Annotated in this window: 17 protein-coding genes and 1 riboswitch; of the genes, 6 read left to right on the top strand and 11 right to left on the bottom strand. The window is 72.3% G+C overall.

What is annotated here, in order from left to right; all coding sequences use genetic code 11:
• Positions 1-18: 18 nt before the first annotated feature.
• Together Sspor_RS34770 and Sspor_RS34775 are read right to left on the bottom strand one after the other, a co-directional pair.
• The gene (locus tag Sspor_RS34770; RefSeq protein WP_202202634.1) at positions 19-738 is read right to left on the bottom strand and encodes an ABC transporter ATP-binding protein; all 720 of its coding nucleotides are present in this window, start codon (positions 736-738) and stop codon (positions 19-21) included.
• A complete protein-coding gene (locus Sspor_RS34775) occupies positions 735-1,514 on the bottom strand; it encodes an ABC transporter permease (RefSeq protein WP_202202635.1) in 780 nt (259 codons plus the stop codon). The genes Sspor_RS34770 and Sspor_RS34775 overlap by 4 nt, the downstream gene beginning before the upstream one ends.
• A 168-nt stretch (positions 1,515-1,682) precedes the next feature.
• Here Sspor_RS34775 and Sspor_RS34780 point away from each other — a divergent pair, with 168 nt between their 5' ends.
• The gene (locus Sspor_RS34780; RefSeq protein ID WP_202202636.1) at positions 1,683-2,252 is read left to right on the top strand and encodes a helix-turn-helix domain-containing protein; all 570 of its coding nucleotides are present in this window, start codon (positions 1,683-1,685) and stop codon (positions 2,250-2,252) included.
• On the opposite strand, the gene Sspor_RS34785 is transcribed toward Sspor_RS34780, so the two are convergent.
• Both Sspor_RS34785 and Sspor_RS34790 read right to left on the bottom strand, forming a co-directional pair.
• Positions 2,236-6,141, bottom strand: coding sequence for an nSTAND1 domain-containing NTPase (locus Sspor_RS34785; RefSeq protein ID WP_202202637.1), 3,906 nt, complete (start codon positions 6,139-6,141; stop codon positions 2,236-2,238). The genes Sspor_RS34780 and Sspor_RS34785 overlap by 17 nt on opposite strands.
• Positions 6,142-6,291: 150 nt before the next feature.
• A complete protein-coding gene (locus tag Sspor_RS34790; protein WP_202202638.1) occupies positions 6,292-6,654 on the bottom strand; it encodes a hypothetical protein in 363 nt (120 codons plus the stop codon).
• A gap of 255 nt (positions 6,655-6,909) precedes the next feature.
• Here Sspor_RS34790 and Sspor_RS34795 point away from each other — a divergent pair, with 255 nt between their 5' ends.
• The 3 genes from Sspor_RS34795 (at position 6,910) to Sspor_RS34805 (ending at position 9,923) form a co-directional block, all read left to right on the top strand.
• Positions 6,910-7,461 (top strand): DM13 domain-containing protein, encoded by a 552-nt coding sequence (locus Sspor_RS34795; RefSeq protein WP_202202639.1) that lies wholly within the window; start codon positions 6,910-6,912, stop codon positions 7,459-7,461.
• A 195-nt stretch (positions 7,462-7,656) separates the two neighbouring features.
• Positions 7,657-8,829: a right-handed parallel beta-helix repeat-containing protein gene (locus tag Sspor_RS34800; protein ID WP_237404157.1), complete on the top strand. Its 1,173-nt coding sequence runs from the start codon at positions 7,657-7,659 to the stop codon at positions 8,827-8,829.
• Positions 8,830-8,864: 35 nt separating this feature from the next.
• Entirely contained in the window at positions 8,865-9,923 is a 1,059-nt protein-coding gene (locus Sspor_RS34805) for a methyltransferase (protein ID WP_202202641.1), read from the top strand.
• Between the two features lie 84 nt (positions 9,924-10,007).
• On the opposite strand, the gene Sspor_RS34810 is transcribed toward Sspor_RS34805, so the two are convergent.
• Both Sspor_RS34810 and Sspor_RS34815 read right to left on the bottom strand, forming a co-directional pair.
• A complete protein-coding gene (locus tag Sspor_RS34810) occupies positions 10,008-10,259 on the bottom strand; it encodes an acyl carrier protein (RefSeq protein WP_030388264.1) in 252 nt (83 codons plus the stop codon).
• A 13-nt stretch (positions 10,260-10,272) separates the two neighbouring features.
• Positions 10,273-11,463: a SchA/CurD-like domain-containing protein gene (locus Sspor_RS34815; protein ID WP_202202642.1), complete on the bottom strand. Its 1,191-nt coding sequence runs from the start codon at positions 11,461-11,463 to the stop codon at positions 10,273-10,275.
• 146 nt (positions 11,464-11,609) lie between these two features.
• Here Sspor_RS34815 and Sspor_RS34820 point away from each other — a divergent pair, with 146 nt between their 5' ends.
• A complete protein-coding gene (locus Sspor_RS34820; protein ID WP_202202643.1) occupies positions 11,610-13,301 on the top strand; it encodes an FAD-dependent oxidoreductase in 1,692 nt (563 codons plus the stop codon).
• Between the two features lie 142 nt (positions 13,302-13,443).
• Here the strand turns inward: Sspor_RS34820 and Sspor_RS34825 are convergent, their stop codons facing one another.
• Positions 13,444-13,986 carry a hypothetical protein gene (locus Sspor_RS34825; RefSeq protein ID WP_202202644.1) on the bottom strand — a complete coding sequence of 181 codons (543 nt, stop codon included), beginning with the start codon at positions 13,984-13,986 and terminating at the stop codon, positions 13,444-13,446.
• The gene (locus tag Sspor_RS34830) at positions 13,983-14,513 is read right to left on the bottom strand and encodes a hypothetical protein (protein ID WP_202202645.1); all 531 of its coding nucleotides are present in this window, start codon (positions 14,511-14,513) and stop codon (positions 13,983-13,985) included. Before Sspor_RS34830 ends, Sspor_RS34825 begins: the two co-directional genes overlap by 4 nt.
• Before the next feature lie 214 nt (positions 14,514-14,727).
• A riboswitch (cobalamin riboswitch) is annotated at positions 14,728-14,956 on the top strand.
• A gap of 180 nt (positions 14,957-15,136) precedes the next feature.
• On the opposite strand from Sspor_RS34830, the gene metE reads away from it, so the two are divergent.
• A complete protein-coding gene (gene metE / locus Sspor_RS34835) occupies positions 15,137-17,452 on the top strand; it encodes a 5-methyltetrahydropteroyltriglutamate--homocysteine S-methyltransferase (protein WP_237404158.1) in 2,316 nt (771 codons plus the stop codon).
• Here metE and Sspor_RS34840 read toward each other — a convergent pair.
• The 3 genes from Sspor_RS34840 to Sspor_RS34850 form a co-directional block, all read right to left on the bottom strand.
• Positions 17,449-18,066, bottom strand: a complete 618-nt coding sequence (locus tag Sspor_RS34840) for a TetR/AcrR family transcriptional regulator (protein ID WP_202202646.1) — start codon at positions 18,064-18,066, stop codon at positions 17,449-17,451. The two genes, metE and Sspor_RS34840, sit on opposite strands and share 4 nt — an antisense overlap.
• A gap of 138 nt (positions 18,067-18,204) precedes the next feature.
• Complete coding sequence (locus Sspor_RS34845; RefSeq protein WP_202202647.1) at positions 18,205-20,274, bottom strand: galactose-binding domain-containing protein; 2,070 nt, start codon at positions 20,272-20,274, stop codon at positions 18,205-18,207.
• A gap of 231 nt (positions 20,275-20,505) precedes the next feature.
• On the bottom strand, positions 20,506-21,714 hold the full coding sequence (locus Sspor_RS34850) for a serine hydrolase domain-containing protein (RefSeq protein ID WP_202202648.1): 1,209 nt from the start codon (positions 21,712-21,714) through the stop codon (positions 20,506-20,508).
• Positions 21,715-21,774: the final 60 nt, after the last annotated feature.

Raw genomic sequence — 21,774 nt, forward strand, 5'->3', positions numbered from 1 at the left:
GGGAGCGGAGGGCAGGGATCACTCGGAGCCGAGGTGGCGGGCGATCAGGGAGCGCAGGTCGGGATCGGGCGGGCCGGCGGGCACGGCGTGGTCGGCGAGCACCCGCCCGGGACTCCCGCCGAGGACGATCACGCGCCCGGCGAGTGCCAGCGCCTCGTCGATGTCGTGCGTGACGAACAGGACGGTGGTGCCGCGGCGCTGCCACAACTCCCGCAGCAGGGTCTGCATCCGGGTCCGGGTCAGCGCGTCCAGTGCCCCGAACGGCTCATCCATCAAGAGGACTTCGGGCTCGGCGGCCAGCGCCCGGGCCAGTGCCACCCGCTGCTGCATCCCGCCCGACAGCTGGGCCGGGTACTTCTCCGCACCGTCCGCGAGCCCCACCTCGGCCAGCGCCGCGAGCGCGCGCCGGCGGCGCTCCGCGCGCGGCAGGCCGAGCCGCTTGAGGGCGAACTCGACGTTTCCGCGGGCCGTGCGCCACGGGAACAGCGCGTAGTGCTGGAAGACCACGCCCCGCTCCGGGCCGGGTCCGCGGACCGGCTCCGCGCCCGCCGTCACCTGCCCGGCGGTGGGCCGTACGAAGCCGGCCACCGTGTTGAGGACCGTGGACTTGCCGCATCCGCTGGGTCCGAGCAGCGCCGTGAACGAGCCCGCCGCGAACTCCAGGTCGGTGTGCTCCAGCACGGGGGCGCCGGTTCCGTAGCCCGCCGACAGCCCCTCCAGCCGTACCTCCAGGCTCATGACGCGCTCCAGTGCACGAACCGGCGGCCCACGGCGGCCAGTACGAGGTCGACGGCCACCCCGAGCAGCCCGAGCACGAGCAGCCCCGCGAACATCCGGTCCACCCGCAGGAACTGCCCGTCGACCTGGAGCCGGTACGCCAACCCGCTGTCCGCGCCGCCCAGTTCGGCCGCCACCAGCGCGAGCAGGGCCACCGAGGCCCCGTAGCGCAGCGCCGCGAGCAGGGCGGGGGCGGCGGCGGGCAGCAGCACCTCGGTGAACCGCCGGTGCAGCGGAGCCCCCAGCGACCGGGCCGCCCGCAGATGGGAGACCGGGACCCGGGACACCCCGTCGTGGACGTACAACCAGACGGCGAGCAGAACGGCGTAGGCGATGAGCAGGCGCTTGGCGCTCTCGCCGATGCCGAACCAGGCGGTCGCGAGCGGCACCAGGGCGATGGCCGGGATCGGCCGCAGGAAGGAGATCACCGGGGTGACGGCCGCGGACACCTTCGGCAGGTAGCCGGTGGTGAAGCCGAGCGCGCTGCCGATGACGGCGCCCAGCGCGAAGCCCTGTCCGGCCCGGGCCAGGCTGGCGCCGAGGTCGGTGGCCAGGGTGCCGCTGCGGGCGCTGTCCGCCAGCGCGGCCATGGTCGCGCCCGGGGTGGGCAGCAGTCCCGGGGCGACCCCGCCGGAGTGGGCGAGGAGGTACCAGAGCGCGAGTACGACGCCGGCCGCGCCCAGGGCCGGGCCGAGCCCGGCGAGGCCCCGGCCGGGGGGTGAGGGGGTGGCGTGCACGGGGCGGCTCCTCGTTCGTTGCGGCGCGTTCCGTCGTGTTCCGGCGCGTTCCGACGTGTTGATAAGTGAGGTCAATAATTGACCACGCTTATGAAGGGAGTGTTGCGGCAGTGCGAAACCTCCCGCGGCCCCCCGGCCCGCCGGACCCCATGAGGTACGTTCACCTGCGTGTCTCGCCCAGAACCCACGCCCGAAGCGATCGAGGTCGGACGGGTGATCCGCGGCTGCCGCAAACAGCGCGGCGTCTCCATGGCCGCGCTCGCCACCCGTTCAGGCCTCTCCCAGCCCTTCCTCAGTCAGCTGGAACGCGGACTCGCCACGCCCAGCCTCAGTTCGATCTACCGGATCGCCGAGGCCCTGGACGTCACCCCGGGCACCTTCCTGAGGCCGCCCGACCGGCCCGGCGCCGTCAGCCACGAGAGCGACCCGCAGGTGATCCGGGTGGACGAGGCCGCGGGCCAGATCGCCCAAGTGCTCATCCCCGGCGGGCGCAGCGCCCTGATGGAGGCCTACGAGCACCACTTCGAGCCCGGCCGGGGCGAGCGCGGCTGGTTCGAACACCCTGGCGAGGACTTCCTCTACGTCCTGGAGGGCGAGATCGTCCTGGAGGTCGAGGGCGAGGAGGCACTGACCCTGCGCGCGGGCCAGAGCGCCCACCACCGGGGCGAAGTCCCGCACCGCTGCCGCCTGTCGGGCCCGGTCGCGGCGCGCACCCTGCTCGTCATCGCGAACGCCTGACCCCGAGGGACGGACCCCCGTCCTGCCCCTCGGGGCCGGACGCCCGCAGCCTGTCGACCACCGCGAGGCGCGCCCCGACGTCCAGGTCCCACAGCCGTACCGTGCCGTCCGTACCGCTGCTGGCCACCGTCCGCCCGTCGGGGGCGAACACCACACCCCACACCGCGTTCGTGTGGCCGGACAGCGCGGCCACCGGCCGGCGCCCGGCCACGTCCCACAGCCGTACCGTGCGGTCGTTGCCGCTGCTCGCGAGCGTGCGGCCGTCGGGAGAGAAGGCGATGCCCCGCGCGGAGCCGGTGTGCCCGGCCAGCGCCGCCTGGAAGCGGTGGCCCCGCGCGTCCCACAGCCGCACGGTGCCGTCGTTCCCGCTGCTCGCCAGCGTCCGCCCGTCCGGGCTGAAGGCCACCCCGCGCACCGCGCCCCGATGCCCGGTGAGGACGGCCAGGGGGCGACGCCCCGCGACATCCCACAGACGGACCGCCAGATCGTCCCCGGCGCTCGCCAGCGTGCGCCCGTCGGGGCTGAACACCACGTCGTTCGCGAAGTCCGTGTGACCGGCCAGGATCGCGAGCGGGCGGCGCCCCGCCACGTCCCACAGCCGTACGGCGCCGTCGGAACCGGCCGAGGCCAGGGTCCGCCCGTCCGGGGAGAAGGCCACCGCGAACACGGTCCCGCCCTGGCCGGTGAGGACCGCCGGCTCCCCGCCGGCCCCCGTGTCCCAGAGCCGGATCGTCCCGTCGGAACCGGCCGACGCCAGGGTCCGCCCGTCGGGGGAGAAGGCCACCGAGAACACCGTCTCGGTGTGCCCCTCGAACACGGCCAGGACCCGGCGCTCCGCCACGTCCCACAACCGGACCGCGTGATCGGCCTCCGCGGTCGCCAGCCGCTTCCCGTCCGGGCTGTACGCGGCGTCCCAGATCTCCGTGAACGGCCGGGAGGTCAGCGCCGCGCCCCGCAGGTCCCACAGCACCACCGACGTGTCGAACCCGGCGGTCGCCAGCAAGGCGCCCCGGCCGTCCACGGCCACCCCGAGGACGTAGTCGGTGTGTCCGGCGAGCGTCGCCACCGCCCGGCCCCCGGCCACGTCCCACAGCCGGGTGGTGCCGTCGCCGCCCGCGCTGACGACCGTCGTCCCGTCCGGCGTGTAGGCGACCCCGTTCACGTCGTCGCTGTGCCCGGTGAGCACGGCCGTCGTCCGCCGGCCCGCCACGTCCCACAGCCGTACGGTGCGGTCGACGCCCCCGGTGGCGACCGTACGGCCGTCCGGGGCGAAGGCCGCGCCCAGCACCTCGTCGGTGTGCCCGGTGAGGGCCGCGAGCGGCTCGGCCGCCACCGGATCCCACAGCCGTACGGTCCGGTCGGCGCCGGCCGACACCAGCGTCCGGCCGTCGGCGGCGTACGCCAGTGCGTTGACCCGCCCGGTGTGACCCGTGAGGGAGGCCAACCCGCCGTGGTCCCCGGCGGCGTCCCACAACCCGATCGTCCCGTCGGCGCCGGCGACGGCCAGGCTCCGCCCGTCCGGCGCGAAGGCCACGGCGCGGGCGCCCGCCGTACTCGCCGGGAGCGGTGTGCCGGCGCCCCCACCGGCGGAGGTGTCCCAGAGTCGCGCCGGCCCGTCCGTCGACGTGGCGGCGAGCGTCGAGCCGTCGGGGCTGAAGGCCACCGCGCGCACCCGCCCGGGCAGGGTGAACGTCGCGATCGTCCGGCGGTCGGCCACCCGCCGCAGGATCACCGTCCCGTCCGAACCGGCCGTCGCCAGCGTGCCGTTGTCCGGCGCGAAGGCCACCGCGTTCACCGGCCCGTCGTGTCCGCCCAGGCGGGCGACGAAGGGCTGGGACTGGGTGCTCAGCAGTGCCCCGCGGGCCTCGGCCGTCGCCGAGGTCCGGTACGCCTGTCCGGCGAGCCGCATCGATGCCTCGGGCCGGCCCGCGGCCAGCGCCGCGGACTGCAGGGCGAGCGCCCGCGACCGGGCGACGCGCTCCTGGCCGAGCGCGCCCGCGCGCTGCTGGTAGGCGAGCCCGCCCGCGCCCATGGCGAGGACCAGCAGGACCACGAGCGTGGCCAGCGTCCACTGGCGAAGCCGCACCTGGCGCCCGGCCTGCCGTTCACGGCTGTCCTGCGCGTCCTGGCTCGCCCGCAGGAAGGCGGCCTCCAGCGGGCCGAGCCGGTCCCTGCCGTCGTGCTCGTCGGCCCAGGCCCGGGCGTTCTCCAGCCGGGTCCCACGGTGCAGCGCCGACGGATCGCGGCCCTCGCGCTCCCATTCGGCGGCGGCGTGGGCCAGTTGCTGATGGACCAGCAGCCCGGCCCGGTCGGCGCGGATCCAGCCGCGCAGCCGCGGCCAGGCGTGCAGCAGGGCCTCGTGGGTGATCTCGACGGTGTCGCTGTCCATGGTGATCAGACGGGCCCGGACGAAGGTGTCGAGCGCGGCCGCGGCGGGGCCGGCGTCGGCCAGCTGTTCCATCAGGGCGGTCCGGCTCATCCGGCGGCGCGTGGCCCCCGTACCGTCCGCGACGTGCACCAGCCGCACCAGGACGCGGCGGAGCGTGTTCTGCTCGGCCGGGTACAGGCGGGTGAACACCTCCTCGGCGGTGCGGGCGATCGCCCCCCGGATGCCGCCGGTGCGCTCGTACCCGCCGACGGTCAGGGTGGCGCCCTCGCGTTGGCCCCAGGTGGCCAGCAGGGAGTGGGAGACCAGGGGGAGCACCCCGGAGGGCATCCGGTCGGGCGGATCGTCGCGCAGGCCGACATCGCGCATCAGCAGCGGGAACAGGCCCGGTTCGAGGGTCAGGCCGGCGAGGTGTGCCGGGCGGGTGATGGATTCCCGCAGCTCCGCGAGCGACATCGGGGGCAGCACGAACAGCCCTCGGGTGAACACCGCGGCCAGCTCCGGCAGGTCCAGGCAGTTCCCGGAGAAGTCGGCCCGTACGCCGAGCACCACGACGGCGGGGTCGAGGCCCTCCGGTTCCGGGACGTCCGGTTCCGGGCCCGCCGCTGCGGGACCGTCCCGTTCGGGTGGGGCGGCCGCCAGCGCGCACAGCACCCGGACGAACGCGCGCCGCTCGTCCTCGTCGGCACACAGCGTGAACAGCTCCTCGAACTGGTCGACGAGCAGTACCGGGCGCGGGGGCGGCGGCGTCCGGTCGAGGCCGTCCGCCGGGGGGCCGGCCGAGCGCCGCCGGACGGCCCCGAGCAGCGCGTGCGGCCGCGCGCGCACCTCGTCCGCGGTGACGCCGAGATCGCCGCCCAGGACTTTCGCGGCGCAGTCCAGCAGTTCCTCCAGCGGGTGCGCGGTGGGAGTGAACCGCAGCACCGGCCAGGTGCCGGAGCCCGGCATCGGGAAGTCGCCCGCGCGCAGCGCCGGCACCAGACCGGCGTTCAGCAGGGAGGACTTGCCGGCACCCGACGGGGCGAGCAGCATCAGCGGCCCGTCGCCGATCCGTTCGAAGACCCGCTCGATCAGCTCGGCCGTCGCCCGGTCCCGCCCGAAGAACCAGCGGGCCTCCCGCGCGGTGAAGGCCGGCAGGCCCCGGTAGGGACACTCGGCGTCCACCTGCGGACCGGCAACGCCGCCCGGGCCGTCGCTGCCGGCACCGTCGCCGTCGGAGCCGCGCGGCCCCGTCTCCCGGACCATCCGCACCAGTTCACCCCCAGCCCGCAGTACGTCGTCGCAGCGTCGTGCGACGTCGACGGTGACGCGCTTCGAGCCGGTCTCGATCTTGCTCAGATAGCCCTTGCTGTAGTGCGTCTGCCGGGCGAGGTCCGCGAGGGACAGGCCACGTTGCACCCGCAGACGTCTCAGCTGTGCGGGGAAGTGCGTCGCGGCGCCCTCGGACTCGGGCTGGCGATCGGTCTTGCGCCGGTGGTCCGGATCCCCCAAGACATCCCCCATGGCAGTGCGCGCCCAGGCAGCGGTACGGGAGCGGCCAGGCTACAGCGGGGGTGGGGCGGACGAGCGCCTCCTCGGACCGGTATGACCAGCATACGAGCGTGCGGAGCCACCTGACGGGCGGCTCCGCACGCCGCCCTGACGGGGGCGCGGCTACGGGTTGAGCCGGATCGAGTTGACGGGCGTGAGGTCGGCGTAGACACCGGTCTTGGCGGCGATGGGGCTGCCGCAGCCCGAGCCTCCGGAGCCCGTGCACAGATTTGCGGTCGCACCGCCGTACTGGTTGTTGAGCACCCAGTGGTTCTCGAACTGGTTGCTCAGATTGTGCGCCCCGTAGGAGTAGAAGACGTGCGTCGGCTTGACGGCGGGGTTCTGGTTTTGAGGGTAGATGCAGACCGCACCGTCCGGGCAGCCGGCCCACGCGTCGGCCGGCTTGGCCTCGACCGAACCGCTGAGGGCGATCACGGCGACGACGGCGGTGGCGAGCGCGGCGGCGCCGCGGAACATCTTGCGCATGGTTTCCCCTTGTGGTGCTTGCCTCGTGCTGACGGCTTCAGCCTGCCCCCGGCCCGCACCGGGGTCGACGGGTTGCCCGTCGCCCCATCCCGCGGCGCCCGGGAAACCTCCTGCCACCAGCAAGGACGTGGAGCGGAGGGCAACACCCGCGCGGGTCGGCGTAAGACTTTCGTCATCGGCGCGGGCATGGCGCACGGCGGTCCGGCCGCGTTGAATCCGTAGGGACGGGGTCGAGACGAGGAAGCGGGAACGGCAGTGACACGGACAAGGCGGCGCGGGCGGCTGTTGGGCGGAGCCTCGATCGCGGCGGCGGTGGTGGTGGCGGTGGCCCTGTACTGGCTGCAGCCGTGGAAGCTGTGGCAGGACGAGACCGTCCGCGAAGCGCTCCCGGCCGCCGCCGCGCCGCCGGCCCCGGGCGCGTCCGCGGCCGTACTGGGAGGGGCCCCGGCCGCCCCGGTGACCGTCGCCCGCGGGACGCTCATCAGCCACGAGCACAGCACCACCGGCACGGTGGAGCTCATCCGACTCCCCGATGGGTCCCACACGCTGCGCCTGGCGGACCTCGACACCAGCAACGGACCGGACCTGCGGGTGTGGCTGACCGATGCCCCGGTGAAGGAGGGCGTGGCGGGCTGGCGCGTCTTCGACGACGGCAAGCACACGAGCCTCGGCAAGCTCAAGGGCAACAAGGGGGACCAGAATTACCCGGTCCCCGCCGACGTGAACGTCGCCGACTTCAGCAGCGTCACCATCTGGTGCGACCGCTTCGACGTCTCCTTCGGAGCGGCGAGTCTCGCCGCCGTGTGACGCGCCGCCGGGGCCGGCCGGGCCGGGCGACACGCCGTGGGGCCGGAGCTGATCCGGCGTCACCCCGTTCGGCCGTCGCCCGGAGTACGACTATCCACTCCTCCGGACGTCAAAATGCGGCCGTTTGCCCACGGGATGTGCCCTTCCGCTCACACGGTGTGGCGATTGGTCGTAAACGCCCATAACTTCAGAATCGTGACGAACCGACAAATCAAGTCCCTCACGTGCATCGCAGTCGTCATCGCCGCAGGTCTCGGCGTGCTCGCGCCATCCTCCGCCGCGGCCGGACGCAGAGTGCACCCGGGCGACTCGATCCAGGACGCGGTGGACTACGCCAGGCCGGGCGACACCATCACCGTGATGCCCGGCACCTACTACGAGAACGTGCTGATCACCAAGCGGCTGACGCTGCGCGGGTTCGGTGCCCGGACGGTGATCAAGCCGCCGGTCACGGCCGTCACGCCGGCCGCGCCCGCGCCCACGCCCGCGGCGGCGGCACCGGGCGCCGCCGCGGCACCGGTGGCACCGGCCGCGGCCGGTGCCACCGGTGCGGCCGGGAAGGCACCGTCCAGCCGGGCGCTCGCCTGCTCGCAGGCCGACACCGGGATCTGCGTCATGGGAACGGCGGAGCAGCCCGTCGTCGACGTGGACATCCGCTCGCTCACCGTCTCGGGCTTCAAGCGCAACGGGATCTGGGCCTCCTACACCGACCGGCTGAGCGTCCAGCGGGTGATCGCCGAGAAGAACGGCACCTGGGGCATCGCCCAGGAGCGCTCCACCCGCGGGCTCTTCCGCGACAACACCGCCCGCGACAACACCGAGTCGGGCCTGTTCATCGCCAACACCGTCGACCGGGAGGGTGGTGCCACCGACACCCTGGGCGCCGTGGTCCGCAGGAACACGCTGACCGGCAACCGGATCGGCGTCACCGTCAGGCGCGTGCGCAACCTCTCGGTCTACGGCAACACCCTCACCGGCAACTGCGGCGGCATCTTCGTCGTCGGCGACGAGGGCGAGCCCGGAGCCGGGGACATGACCATCCGCAACAACCGGATCCACGAGAACAACAAGTTCTGCAAGGGCAACACCCGCCTCCCCGACATCCAGGGCGTCGGCATCGTCCTCACCGGGGCGGAGCAGACGGTCGTGCGTTCGAACGACATCCGCGGGAACGTCGGAGCCTCCCCGCTGTCCGGCGGAATCCTGCTGTTCAAGAGCTTCGTGGGCGCGACGAACACCGACAACGTCATCCGGGACAACGTGGTGCGGGACAACAAGCCGGCGGACCTGGCCAACCAGGGGACCGGAACGGGCAACCAGTTCGTCAACAACCGGTGCGCATCCTCCGTACCGGCCGGGATGTGCTGACGCGTGACCTCCCTGATCAGCAGAATCGAGGCCTCATGACCACGGTAAGTCCCACTTCGACCCCGATCCCCGCCCCCCAGCACACCCCCCAGCCGGCCATGCGCATGCGTGAGCTCGTCTTCGGGGCCGCCTGCGCCGCCGCCGTACGGGCCGCCGCCCGCCTGGGCGTGGCCGACGCCCTCGGGGAGTCGCCCGCCACCGCGTCCGAGCTCGCGACCGCGGTGAACGCCGCGCCGCTGCCCCTGCAGCGGCTGCTCCGCGCCCTGTCCTGCTACGGGATCTTCGCGGAGACCGAGGACGGGCAGTTCGTCCACACCGAGATGTCGCACCTGCTGCGCGAGGACGACCCGCACAGCCTGCGCTACATCGCCCTGTGGTGCACCGAGCCCTGGACCTGGCAGGCCTGGCCGCGGCTCGACGACGCCGTCCGCTCCGGCGGCAGCGTCTTCCAGGAGCTGTACGGCAAGGGGTTCTTCGACTACCTGCACCAGGACGCGCACGAGTCGGCCCACGTGTTCAACCGGGCCATGACCACCTCCAGCATGCAGTCGGCGCTGGACGTCGCGGAGCTCCTCGACCTCACGGGGATCTCGGTCGTCGCGGACATCGGCGGCGGCCAGGGGCACGTACTGGCGAGCCTGCTGGAGAAGCACCCGACGCTACGAGGTGTCCTGCTGGACCTGCCGGGCGTGGCGGCGAACGCGGATCCGCGGCTGCGGGGGGACGGTCCGCTCGCCGCACGGGCCGACATCGTCCCCGGGGACTGCCGCGAGGCCATCCCGGTCGACGCCGACATGTACATCATCAAGAACATCCTGGAATGGGACGACGACAGCACCCGCAGGACCCTCGCCAACGTCGTCGAGGCGGCCCGCCCCGGATCCCGGGTCGTCATCATCGAGAACCTGGTCGACGACACCCCGTCGATGAAGTTCACCACGGCCATGGACCTGCTGCTGCTGCTCAACGTCGGCGGCGCGAAGCACACCAAGGCCAGCCTCTGCGCCCGTATGGAGGACGCCGGACTGGTGATCGGCGAGATCCGGCCGGTCAACGCGTACCTGCACGCGTTCGAGTGCACCGTGCCCGGGTGACACCCGCCGGTATAGGGCCGAACGCCTTCGAGACCGGCACGAAGCCGGTCTCGAAGGCGCCTGCGGGAGTCCCGGGTGCCGGTGTCAGGCCGCCAGGGCGTTGTTGACGAGGTCGAGGAACTCGCGCGGCGACTTGCACCGGTCAGCGTCGGCGGGCAGCGGCCGGCTGTGCCGGTTCTCCAGCTCACCGACGATGCCGAGGAGCCCCAGGGAGTCGAGCCCCCACTCGTCGAAGCCCGAGTCGGGTCGGCTCGCCATGGCCGCGGGGTCGACGGTGACGCCCGCACCCTTCTTCATCAGGGCGGCCAGTTCTTCCATGGTCAGTCGAGCGGTCATGACGGACAACTCCTCAGGCTTGGGCCGGCGTACGCCGGTCGGTGATCAGGCGCATTTCAGAGCGCGCGAGGAAGCGTGAGATCTCCTGGTCGGTGGTCGGGACGCCGTCTTTGGCGCTGTCGAGCAGCCGGGCGAGCACCGCCGCCTTGTGGCCGCCCTCGACGCCGAGGGCCAGAGCGGGGCGCGCGTCGAGCGGGCCGCGCAGGTCGAGGAGCCGCACGACGATGTCGTCGCGCTGGAAGACGGTGCTGCCCTCGATGGGGCTCGTCGGATCGTCCACGGCCGCCTCGTCCTGCCCGGCGAGCAGCCGGGCGAGCGCCATGCCGCACCCGTCCTTCGCGGGGTAGAACAGGGCGTGCCGCGTGACGTCCGCGGACTCGCGGCCGCCGGCCGCCACATGGTGCACCGCCGGGAGCGCCGCACGGGTGAAGAACACCCGGGCCGATCCGGGGTCGCTGAGATCCCGGTCCTGCTCCAGGTACGGGTTGATGGCCTCCTCCAGCGCCTGCACCTCCGGCTGCTGGGCCACATGGCGCAGGGCCGCGAGGAGGTCGCCCTCGACCTCGACCGCCCGCACGACACGGTTGCCGTGCATGAAGAGCGAGGTGCGGCGCAGCCGGGTGTTCTCGTCGACCTGGGCCTGCGGGGACGTGTAACCGGCCAGGAGTTCCGCCACCACCGGCTCGCTGCCGGGTTTCACGGTGAAGGTGAGCGCGTGGCGGACCACGCCGTCACCGCGCCGCGGAGCGACCTGGAGGCTGCCCGGGGCCCGGTCCGCGGCGCCCGGCGAGGCGGTGGCGGAGGCGGCGACGGAGCCGGCGGAGGGCGGGCCGGTGAGGGAGGGTGAGCCGTGGCCCGGTCCCTTGCCGGTCTCCCGCAGCACGCTGAAGCGCAGCGAGCGGGTGTCCCGTACGCAGCCGTGGAGCGGCTGCACCGACGCGACGTGTTCCTCGCTGTTGACCCAGGCCAAGAACCGCGGTGCGCTCTCCCACTCGCTGGTGATGAGCCACTGCGACGGATTCTCGATCGACTGGCACAACTCGTCGCTGATGTGTCCGGGGACGGAGGACACCTGTTCGCGGAGATGTTCGTACACCTCCAGGAACTGATTCTGCGCACCGTCGTACAGATCCAGCAGCAGCACGACCCGAAGCCTCGAGCCGTCGAAGGCGGACTGGGATATCCGTTCCGACAAGGTTGTCATCGTTCACACTCCTTCGAGACCACACGGTCGCCACGGGCGGCGCCACCCGAACCGATCGTTGTCCCGTAATCCCTGCGGCGCGAGAGGAGAGAACCAAGCGGGTGAACGGGCGAGGGAACCGGCCTCGTACAGGGCATGGAAGAGCCATGAAGGAAAACGTCGACCACCACGTCCCGGTCCTCATCGTGGGCGGCTCGCTGGTGGGTCTGTGCACCTCGCTCTTCCTCGGCCGGCACGGCATCGAACACATGCTGGTCGAGAAGCACGCGGGTACCTCGATGCACCCACGCGGACGCGGTATCAACGTACGGACGATGGAGCTGTTCCGGGTCGCCCGTGTCGAGGACCGGATCCGTGAGGCCGCCTCGGTCCTGGCGGACAACCACGGCATCCTGCAGGGTGGCTCGCTGACCGGTGACGACCAGGAGTGGCTCTTCGAGGAGATCGACCCGGGCGGCGCGCTCGCGCGCTTCAGTCCGGCGGCCTGGTGTCTGTGCAGCCAGAACGACATCGAGCCGGTCCTGATGTCCGTTACCCCCACGCTGGGGGCCGACCTGCGGTTCTCCACCGAACTCCTCTCCTTCGACCAGGATCCGGGCGGGGTCACCGCGATCGTGAAGAACCGGGAGACCGGCGAACACAGCACGGTGCGGGCGGACTACCTCGTCGCCGCCGACGGGCCGCGCAGCCCCGTGCGGGAGGCGCTCCGGATCGGCCAGAGCGGCTCCGGGGACCTGTTCCACAACGTGAGCATCACCTTCCGGTCGCGGATGCTGGCCCATGTGGTCGGCGACCGGCGTTTCATCGTGTGCTACCTGACCAAGCCCGACGCCGACGGGGCCCTGCTGCCGGTCGACAACGGCGAGCGGTGGGTCTTCCACGCGCCCTGGCACCCGGATCGGGGGGAGACCCTGGAGGACTTCACCGACGAGCGCTGCGTGGAGCACATCCGCCGGGCCGTCGGCTCCCCCGACCTGGACGTCGAGGTCACCGGGAAGGCCCCGTGGCACGCCGCCGAGCGGGTCGCCGAGCGGTATGCGGTCGGCCGGGTCTTCCTGGCCGGTGACTCCGCCCACGAGATGTCCCCCACCGGGGCGTTCGGCTCGAACACCGGCATCCAGGACGCGCACAACATCGCCTGGAAGCTCGCCGCGGTGCTGAACGGTTCGGCCGGGCCGGGGCTGCTGCAGACCTACGAGGCCGAGCGGCTGCCGGTGGCCCGCGCGACGAGCGAGCGCGCCTCGGCGCGTTCGGCCGAGCACAGCCACCCGGGATACGAGCCCGACCCCGAGCCCATGTCCGCCGCCGGGGCCGCGCCCGGGGCCGAGCCCGACCCGGCCCCGCCCGGTGGCGCCGGCCGGCAGGGCGGGGTCCTCTCCGTGGCCATGGGCTACCGCTACAACCGGGGCGCGGTCCTGGGAGCCGACCCGGACCGACCCGTCGTACCCGAACGGATGCGGCTCTGCGGCGATCCGGGCAGCCGCGCACCGCACATGTGGCTCTGCGGTCCGGGGGATCCGGAACCGAAGTCCACGGTGGACCTCTACGAGCGCTCTTTCGTCCTGCTGTGTTCCGAGGACGCGCCGTGGCGTGCCGCGGGGCGGTCCGTCGCCGAGCAGCTGGGCCTGCCGCTGGACGTGTACGCGATCGGCACGGGGCCGGAGGCGGACCTGATCCCGGCGAACGGCGGTGACTGGACCGAGGTGCACGGCACGACCCCGGAGGGTGCGGTCCTCGTCCGCCCGGACGGGTTCGTGGCCTGGCGCTCGCCGCAGGCGGTGGCGGATCCGGAAGCGGTCCTCCACGAGGTCCTGACCACGCTGCTGGACCGGTCCTGAGCCGACCGGTCCCGTCGTCGCCGTTCCGCCTGCCGCGGGCACGAAGGGCGCCGTCCGGTGGAGCGATCCACGGGACGGCGCCCTTCACCTGGCGACGACGGCGGACCGGGTCATCCCGTCACCGGGTCATCGCGTCACCGGGTCATCGTGCCGTTTTCGAGCCGAGGCCCCCGGGAGTCCTCGGCACCCAGTCGAGGGTCGCCGAGGCCTGCTTCGGATCCGGCTCGCGCATGGTCACGCGCCAGCCGTCCTCCCCGGTGCGTCCGGTGAGGCGGACCACGAACGACTTGGTCTGGCCCGTGTCGTGGAAGTACACGACGACGAGCTGCCGCACGGACCCCTCGTCGTAGAACTCCGCGGTCACCTTCCCCTTGGCGCCCTCGTGGAAGGCCCGGATCCAGTTCCGGGCGGTCCGCTCCACGTCCCCCTTCGCGTCGTCGGGGTCGGCGGCGAGGGCCTCCACCCCGTCGGTCTTGCCGTCGGCGAGCCGCCAGATCAGCTGCTGGGTGATCCGGAGGGACGCGGAGGTGGGGTACCCGACCACGCCGAGCGGCTCGTGGTTCGCGTAGTCGGTCGCGTACCGCAGCTCCTCCTCGTCGGCGGCGCACGCGGTGAGAGTGCCCCAGGCCAGCACCGACACCAGGCCGGCGCGTACGAGGAGGGCGGCCCTCGGGCGGGCGCTCATCGCACGACCTTCGAACCGAGCTCGCCCGGCGTCTTCGGTATCCAGGGCTCCACGGCGGTGGCTTCGGCGGGGCCCGGCTCGGCCATCCCCACCCGCCAGACCTCCTTGCCGTCCAGCATCACGGCCCGGACGTAGAGCTCCTTGATCTGGCCGGTTTCATGCAGGTAGAGCACGACGGTCTGCCGGTACGACCCCTCGTCGTAGAACTCCGCGGTGACCTTCCCGCCGGCGCCCTTGCGGAACGCGGCGACCCAGTTCTCGGCGGTCTTCTCGGGGATGTCCTCGCCCTGTTTGTCGGACACCAGTGACGCCAGCCTGTCGACGTCGCCGTCGGCGATCCGCCACACCACCTCCTGGGCGATGCCCAGCGATCCGGTGGAGGGGTACCCGACGACGGAGAGCGGCTGGTGGCTGCTGTAGTCCCCGGTGTAGTTCATGCCTTCGGTGTCTTGCTCCGCCGAGCAGGCGGTCAGCGAGCAGAGTGCCAGGGCGCAGACGAGTGCGGCGCGCGGGACCGGTACAGCCATACTTCCTCGGTCTTCCGGTGGTCATCGAGCGATCTCGATGCAGGGAGCTGCAACGTACTGCTCTGACCGGGCAGTTTGATCCGGTAAACGGACAAGCCGGACACAACTCGCGCCTCAGTGATGCAATTCACTCAATGGCCGGATTTCGCCCCCGTGCGTCTCGCCCCGCCATCCGGAATGCGGACAACTCCGCGCGCCACCGGGCGTCGCCGTCTACTCTGGCCGGGCAGCTGGTTCGCCCCGTCCGCCAGGCGGGATGCGTCGTAAGAGGGAACCCGGTGGGAATCCGGGACTGCCCCGCAGCGGTGAGCGGGAACGACCGCCGTCATACGCACTGGGCCCGGCCGGGTCTGGGAAGCGACGGCCAGTAGGAGTCTCGTACGGCATCCGTACGACGGGACGCGCCCGCGAGTCCGAAGACCTGCCCGTTGCCCGTGCGCGGCCGATCGCGCACGGAAATCCCGGTGACCTCGTGGGCGGGTCGGCGACACATCAGGCGGACGACCGCGAGCACGTGCAGCCGCACGCGCCCGTACCCGGTCGGGATCCGCCCGGTTCGTCATCCCTTCGCGCCCTCGGCCCCTCACCGGGTCCACAGGAGAACGCTCGCGAAGGAGAGTTCCGTGACCAGCACGACCCCCGCCGCCGGCCGGCCCACCGTGGCCACCGTGTACGGCTACCCCCGCCAGGGCCAGAACCGCGAACTGAAGAAGGCCGTCGAGGGCTACTGGAAGGGCCGCCGCACCGCCGACGCCCTCCGGGAAACCGCCCGCGACCTGCGCCGGACCAACTGGCAGCAGCTGGCCGACGCCGGTATCACCGAGGTGCCGACCGGTGACTTCTCGTACTACGACCATGTGCTGGACACCAGCGTGATGGTCGGCGCCGTCCCCGAGCGGCACCGCGCCGCCGTCGCGGCCGACCCCCTCGACGGGTACTTCGCGATGGCCCGCGGCACCCAGGACGTGGCGCCGCTGGAGATGACCAAGTGGTTCGACACCAACTACCACTACCTGGTGCCGGAACTCGGCCCGGACACGGTCTTCACCGCCGACTCGACCCGGCAGGTCGCCGAGCTGACGGAGGCACTCCGGCTGGGGCACACCGCCCGCCCGGTCCTGGTCGGGCCCGTCACCTACCTGCTGCTGGCCAAGCCCGCCCCGGGCGTGGCCGCCGGCTTCCACCCGCTGGCGCTGCTCGACCGGCTGCTGCCCGTCTACGCCCGGGTCCTGGCCGACCTGCGCGCAGCCGGAGCCGAGTGGGTGCAACTGGACGAGCCCGCCCTGGTACAGGACCGGACCCCGGCCGAGCTGAGCGCCACCGCCCGCGCGTACCGGGAGCTCGGCGGATCGGGCGACCGCCCCAAGTTGCTCGTCGCCTCCTACTTCGACCGGCTCGGCGAGGCCCTGCCCGTCCTGGCCAAGGCGCCCGTCGACGGGCTCGCCCTGGACTTCACCGGGGCCGCGGCCGCACACCTCGCCGACCTCGCCGCCGTCGGGGGCCTGCCCGGCAAGCGCCTGGTCGCCGGTGTCGTGAGCGGCCGCAACATCTGGATCAACGACCACGAGAAGTCCCTCACCACCCTCGGCACCCTCCTGGGACTCGCCGACCAGGTGGACGTGGCCGCCTCCTGCTCCCTGCTCCACGTTCCGCTGGACGCCACCGCCGAACGGGACATCGACCCGCAGGTCCGGCGCTGGCTCGCCTTCGCCCGTCAGAAGACCGCGGAGGTCGCCACGCTCGCCCGGGGCCTGGCCCGGGGCACGGACGCCATCGCCGCCGAACTCGCCGCCAACCGGGCCGACCTGGCCTCCCGCGCCGGATCCGCCCTCACCCACGACCCCGCGGTCCGGGCCCGCACCGCCGCCGTCACCGACGCGGACGGGCGTCGCCCCCAGCCGTACGCCGAGCGGACCGCCGCCCAGCGGGCGCACCTGGGCCTCCCGGCGCTGCCGACGACCACGATCGGATCGTTCCCGCAGACCGACGAACTGCGCACGGCCCGCGCCGACCTGCGCGCCGGACGCATCGACACCGCCGGCTACGAGGACCGCATCCGGGCCGAGATCCGGGAGGTCCTGGCCTTCCAGGAGAAGGCCGGCATTGATGTCCTGGTGCACGGCGAGCCCGAACGCAACGACATGGTCCAGTACTTCGCGGAGCGGCTCACCGGCTACCTGGCCACCCAGCACGGCTGGGTCCAGTCCTACGGCACCCGCTACGTCCGGCCCCCGGTCCTGGCCGGCGACATCTCCCGTCCCGACCCGATGACCGTGCGCTGGACCACGTACGCGCAGTCGCAGACGTCCAGGCCGGTCAAGGGCATGCTGACCGGCCCGGTCACCATGCTGGCCTGGTCCTTCGTCCGCGACGACCAGCCCCTCGCCGACACCGCCCGCCAGGTGGCGCTCGCCCTGCGCGACGAGGTGGGCGACCTGGAGGCGGCCGGCACCCCGGTCATCCAGGTCGACGAACCCGCCCTGCGCGAAACGCTCCCGCTGCGGGCCGCCGACCACGCCGCCTACCTCGCCTGGGCCACCGAGTCCTTCCGTCTGACCACCGGCGGAGTCCGCCCGGACACCCAGATCCACACCCACATGTGCTACGCCGAGTTCGGCGACATCGTGGAGGCCATCGAGGACCTCGACGCCGACGTCATCAGCCTGGAGGCCGCCCGTTCCCACATGCAGGTCGCCGGTGAACTCTCGGGCGCCGGCTACCCGCGTGAGGTCGGCCCCGGCGTCTGGGACATCCACTCGCCGCGGATCCCCTCCGTGGCCGAGGCGGCCGCGCTGCTGCGCAAGGGGCTGGCGGCCATCCCGGCCGAGCGGCTGTGGGTCAACCCCGACTGCGGCCTCAAGACCCGGGGCTGGCAGGAGACCAGGGCCTCCCTGGAGAACCTGGTCGAGGCGGCCCGCCAGGTCCGCGCCGAGGTCTAGGGGGTGTCCTCGGGTGCGTGGCCGTCTCCGACGAGGCCCGCGACATGGTCGGTGATCATGTCGAGGATGTCCGCCGAGATCTCGGCGTCGCCGAGGACGAGGTGGTTCAGCGTCAGCCCGTCGGTCATGGCGGCCAGATAGCGGGCCAGTACGCCCACGGGCACGCGGAGCTCGAAGGCCATGTGGTGCCGTAGCTGCTCGATCAGTTCGGTGTAGGTGTCGCAGTAGCGCTCGTACTGCCGCCGCGCCAGGTGCTCGAAGCCGGGCCTGCGCAGGGCGTACTGGGTGAGTTCGTAGGTGAGCATGTGTTCGCCCGGGTGGGCGGACACATGGTCCCAGTACGCCTGGAAGCCCGCCCGGACGGTCTCCCGGAGGGTGGCCTTCGGCTGGATCGCCTCCCGTACCAGCGTGACGCTGTGGTCGGTGATCGCCGCGATGACGGATTCGAGCAGGGCCTGCTTGGAGTCGAAGCAGTAGTGGAAGACGCTCAGGGACACGCCCGCTTCGGCGGCGATCGACCTGGTCGTCGTCCCGGCGACGCCGTCGCGGGTCATCGCGCGGATCGCGGCCTCGGTCAGCTGCCGGCGCCGGTCGGCCGAGGGCATCCGTGCCATGGGCGTTCCTTTCGGTTCGTGCTGCGGTGCGTGGTGCGTGGCGCGCGGTGCAGGGCCGGGGGAGGGGCGAAGGCGGCCGGGGCCGGCCGGATCGGCAGATCCGGCCGGCCCCGGCCCCTGGACTCGCTTTCGGCGGGATCAGCTGCTGAAGACGCCGACCTCGTGGAGCGAGTACCCCCACTTGGTGCCGCGCTGGAGTCCCTGGACGCGGATGTAGCGGGCCGGGACCCCGGAGAAGCGGGCCGTGTCGAGGCCGCCGTCACTCGCGGTCGTGGACCACACGGTCTGCCAGTTGGTGTCGTCCGTGGAGACCTCGATGCGGTACGCCTTCCCGTACGCGGCCTCCCAGTCGAGGGTGACGCGTCCCACCCGGTTCGCGGACCCGAGGTCGATGTGCAGCCACTGGTTGTCGTTCCACTCGCTCGCCCAGCGGGAGCCCGAGTCCCCGTCCACGGCCCGGCCCGGTGAGTAGTTCACGAACGGGTTCCACCACTCCGAGCTCGACGCCGAGGCCGGGGAGCCCGTGGCGAGATTCACCGTGGACTTGTGCTTCTCGGAGTTCCCCCAGGTGGTCAGGTAGGACTCGGCGCCCTTGAAGAGGTCGTCCACCACGCCCTGGCCGCCGACGATGCGGATGTCCTCGATCCAGTCGGGGACCAGACCGTAGTGCGACGCCCCGTCGGTGTTGAGGTCCCACGTCCGCGAACCGGTGGTCTGCTTGTCGATGACGGACCCGCCGTCGGTACTGCGGAAGGGGTAGCGCACCGGGTTCGGGGTGTCCGCCCCGCGCGGTCCGGGCCAGCCGCCGACACCGTTCATGTCGGTGCCGTACCCGTAGCCGACGTTGTACTTGTCGCGCAGCGCGTCCGTCCGCTTCGCCTCGGCGCTGAATCCCTCGGCGCCGCTCATGTACGAGGCGATGAAGCCGCCGAGCTTGTAGACCCGCTCGGTCCAGTCCATGTCCATCCAGCTGTGCGAGGAGATCACACCGGGGTACGCCTCGGACTCCAGGATGTCGAAGGACCGGCCCGCGGCCTTCACGCTCATGTGGTCGACCTCAAGCATCATCTTGCGCTTCATCATGCCGCGCACCGCGTACTCGCCGAGCTCCGTGAGTCCGCGCGTATTGCACTGGGCGTCGGAGGCGTAGGAGGGGACCGCCACCCCCGCGGGGAGTTTGCTCTGCACCGCCGGTGCGGCCGCCGCCAGGCCGATGGGGTTGTCGTGCTGCGGGCCGGTGCACTTCTCCGTCTTCCAGAAAGTGCCGGTCGACAGGAACTGGCCGACGTTGATGGCCGTACCGAGGGCGCCCTCGTCGAAGCGGACACCGCACAGCGCGTTGTCGAACTTGTGGCACAGGAACATGCTGCGGACCCCGAGGCGGTACAGCTCGTCCAGGCCCCGGTCGATGTCCGCCTTGCTGCACTGGGCGATGTCCAGGATCTGCTTGCAGCCGAAGGGCTCGGAGGTCTCGACCCCGAGGACCACGGCGAGCTTGCCCTGCTGGACGACGTCGCGGGCCTGCGCGGAGTCGGTGACGATGCGGAACCAGCCCTTGCCGGGGCCGCCGTACATCTTGTCGATGTAGGCCTGCATGTCGTAGGTCTTCTGCGCTTCGAGGCGGATGGCGGTCATCTCGTCGCAGCTGCGGTCCTTGAAGAAGTAGACCGAGCAGATGACGCCGTTGGTGACGAGGTCGTTCACGAGCACGCGCTGACCGCCGCGCCAGGCCCGTTCGACCCAGGCGTAGTAGTTCTGCTGGTGGGTCAGCGAGTCGTGGGCGGGCCAGTCCTTGAAGGTCGGCCAGCCGTTCGGGTCGTGCTTGCCGTCACCGCCCTTGGTGATGAAGTCGAAGATCGCGAGGGTGCCGTCGGGGTAGTGCTCGGGGCAGTCCTTGAGCGCGTCGGCCACCCCGGCCTCGGAGAACGGCTTGCCGCAGATGAGACGGCCGCCGAAGCCCTCGTTGGACATCAGATGGTCGTGCGCGTCGACGAAGCCCCGGACCCGCCCCTGGGCATCGGTCCCCTTGAAGGGCTCGCCGGTGACGTTGATGTCGGAGTCGGGTGCGGGCCGCGCGACCGGGTTCCACCAGCCGGGGTCGGCGGCGGAAGCGGGTACGGGGCCGAGCACCATGGCCACCACGGCGAGGAGCAATGACAGGACCGCCAGGGGCCTACGCCTGTGGTGCGTGTGTCGGGAAATGGTCATCACTCACGTCTTAAGGTCAGCCGGATGGCGTGGTCGGGGGGCCGGCCGTTCGGGGCATGACGGGTCACGGCCACAGGCGTGACTTGTCATGAACCACACAAACAGTGGGACGAGAATCCCGACTGCCGTCGACGGAGTCAATAGTCCGGGACGGTTGACCTGATGTCTCGTCACATGAGTGGGCGGGGCGCGCCCCGTGGGGTGCGCCCCGCCCGGGACCGCGGAGTGACGTCAGCGCGCGTTGTGCTCCGGCAGGTCCGCCTCGGCCGGTGCGAACCCGAATCCGCGCGTCGTGGCCTTCGCGGCCGGCTTGCCGCAGAACGCCGCTTCGAGGGTCCCGCCGAGGGCCGTGTTCGCCTCCCCCTTGTTCGAGGTGTTCGCCATCGCGGAGAGCGAGCGGCGTCCGTCGCGGGTGGAGAAGGCGTAGGTGTAGAAGCCCTGCACGGTGCCCGTGTGACCGTAGACCGACGTGCCGCACGACAGGTCGTAGCGGCGCAGGCCGAGCCCGTAGAACCGGGTGTTCGTGGCGTCGGTCGGCGTCACGGTGAGCATGGCGTCCAGCAGGGCGGCGGGCAGCAGCCGGCCGCCGAGCAGCGCGGACGTGAAGGTGTTCAGGTCGGCGGGGTTGGAGATCACCGCCCCGGCGGACTGGGCCCACGACACCGTCTGCTCGGTGGAGTCGACCAGCGGCGCGCCGGCCTCGTCGGGGTGGAGGTAGCCGCGCGTGTGCAGCCCCTTGATCTGTGTGCCGGGGTGCACGTAGGAGGTGTTGCGCAGCTTCAGCGGCTTGATGATGCGCCGCTCGTACTCCTTGGCCACGCCGTTGCCGGTGGCCTTCTCGATGAGCATGCCGACGACGACGAAGTTGGTGTTGGAGTACTTGTACGCGACGCCGGGCTCGGTCGTGCGCGGTTCGCGCAGCGAGAGGGCCACCAGCTCCTGGTAGCCGAACACCTTGTTGCGGACGGCTTCGAAGCCCGGAACGGTGTGCTCGAACATGGCGTCCGTGTAGTCCGCCAGCCCGCTGCGGTGGCTCAGCAGATGGCGCACCGTGATCCGGTCGTCGGGCAGCAGGCCGGGCAGGTACCGGTTGACGGAGGTGTCCAGATCGATCCGGCCCTCGTCCACCAGCTGCAACAGGACGACGGAGGTGAACGTCTTGCTGACGCTCCCGATCCGGAAGCGGGCCTGCGGGTCCATCGCCGAGCCCGTGGTCCTGTCGCGCACCCCCACCGTTCGGACGCTGACCCCGCCGGGCCCGCTGAAGCGGGCCAGGGCGCCCGGCGCGCCGGCGGCGGTCGTGTTCCGCAGCGCCTGGGTCAGCCCTTCGAGATCGGGGGTGGTCGGGGCGGCGTGGGCGGTGGTCGACGGCGCCACGGCGGCCGTCACGGCCAGCAGGGCGGCACTGAGGGCCAGACGTCGGTTCACGAGCAGGGGCACGATGCTCCTCGGTGGGGGGCGTACGGGTCGGGCGGCATGAGCCTACGCAAGATCATCGGG

This window comes from Streptomyces spororaveus, from assembly GCF_016755875.1.
Classification (GTDB): Bacteria; Actinomycetota; Actinomycetes; order Streptomycetales; family Streptomycetaceae; genus Streptomyces; species Streptomyces spororaveus.

Coding starts and splice junctions, on each gene's coding strand:
- Sspor_RS34770 (WP_202202634.1), bottom strand. CDS start 738: ATGAGCCTGGAGGTACGGCTGGAGGGGCTGTCGGCGGGCTACGGAACC.
- Sspor_RS34785 (WP_202202637.1), bottom strand. CDS start 6,141: ATGGGGGATGTCTTGGGGGATCCGGACCACCGGCGCAAGACCGATCGC.
- Sspor_RS34790 (WP_202202638.1), bottom strand. CDS start 6,654: ATGCGCAAGATGTTCCGCGGCGCCGCCGCGCTCGCCACCGCCGTCGTC.
- Sspor_RS34805 (WP_202202641.1), top strand. CDS start 8,865: ATGACCACGGTAAGTCCCACTTCGACCCCGATCCCCGCCCCCCAGCAC.
- Sspor_RS34810 (WP_030388264.1), bottom strand. CDS start 10,259: ATGACCGCTCGACTGACCATGGAAGAACTGGCCGCCCTGATGAAGAAG.
- Sspor_RS34815 (WP_202202642.1), bottom strand. CDS start 11,463: ATGACAACCTTGTCGGAACGGATATCCCAGTCCGCCTTCGACGGCTCG.
- Sspor_RS34820 (WP_202202643.1), top strand. CDS start 11,610: ATGAAGGAAAACGTCGACCACCACGTCCCGGTCCTCATCGTGGGCGGC.
- Sspor_RS34825 (WP_202202644.1), bottom strand. CDS start 13,986: ATGAGCGCCCGCCCGAGGGCCGCCCTCCTCGTACGCGCCGGCCTGGTG.
- Sspor_RS34830 (WP_202202645.1), bottom strand. CDS start 14,513: ATGGCTGTACCGGTCCCGCGCGCCGCACTCGTCTGCGCCCTGGCACTC.
- Sspor_RS34840 (WP_202202646.1), bottom strand. CDS start 18,066: ATGGCACGGATGCCCTCGGCCGACCGGCGCCGGCAGCTGACCGAGGCC.
- Sspor_RS34845 (WP_202202647.1), bottom strand. CDS start 20,274: ATGACCATTTCCCGACACACGCACCACAGGCGTAGGCCCCTGGCGGTC.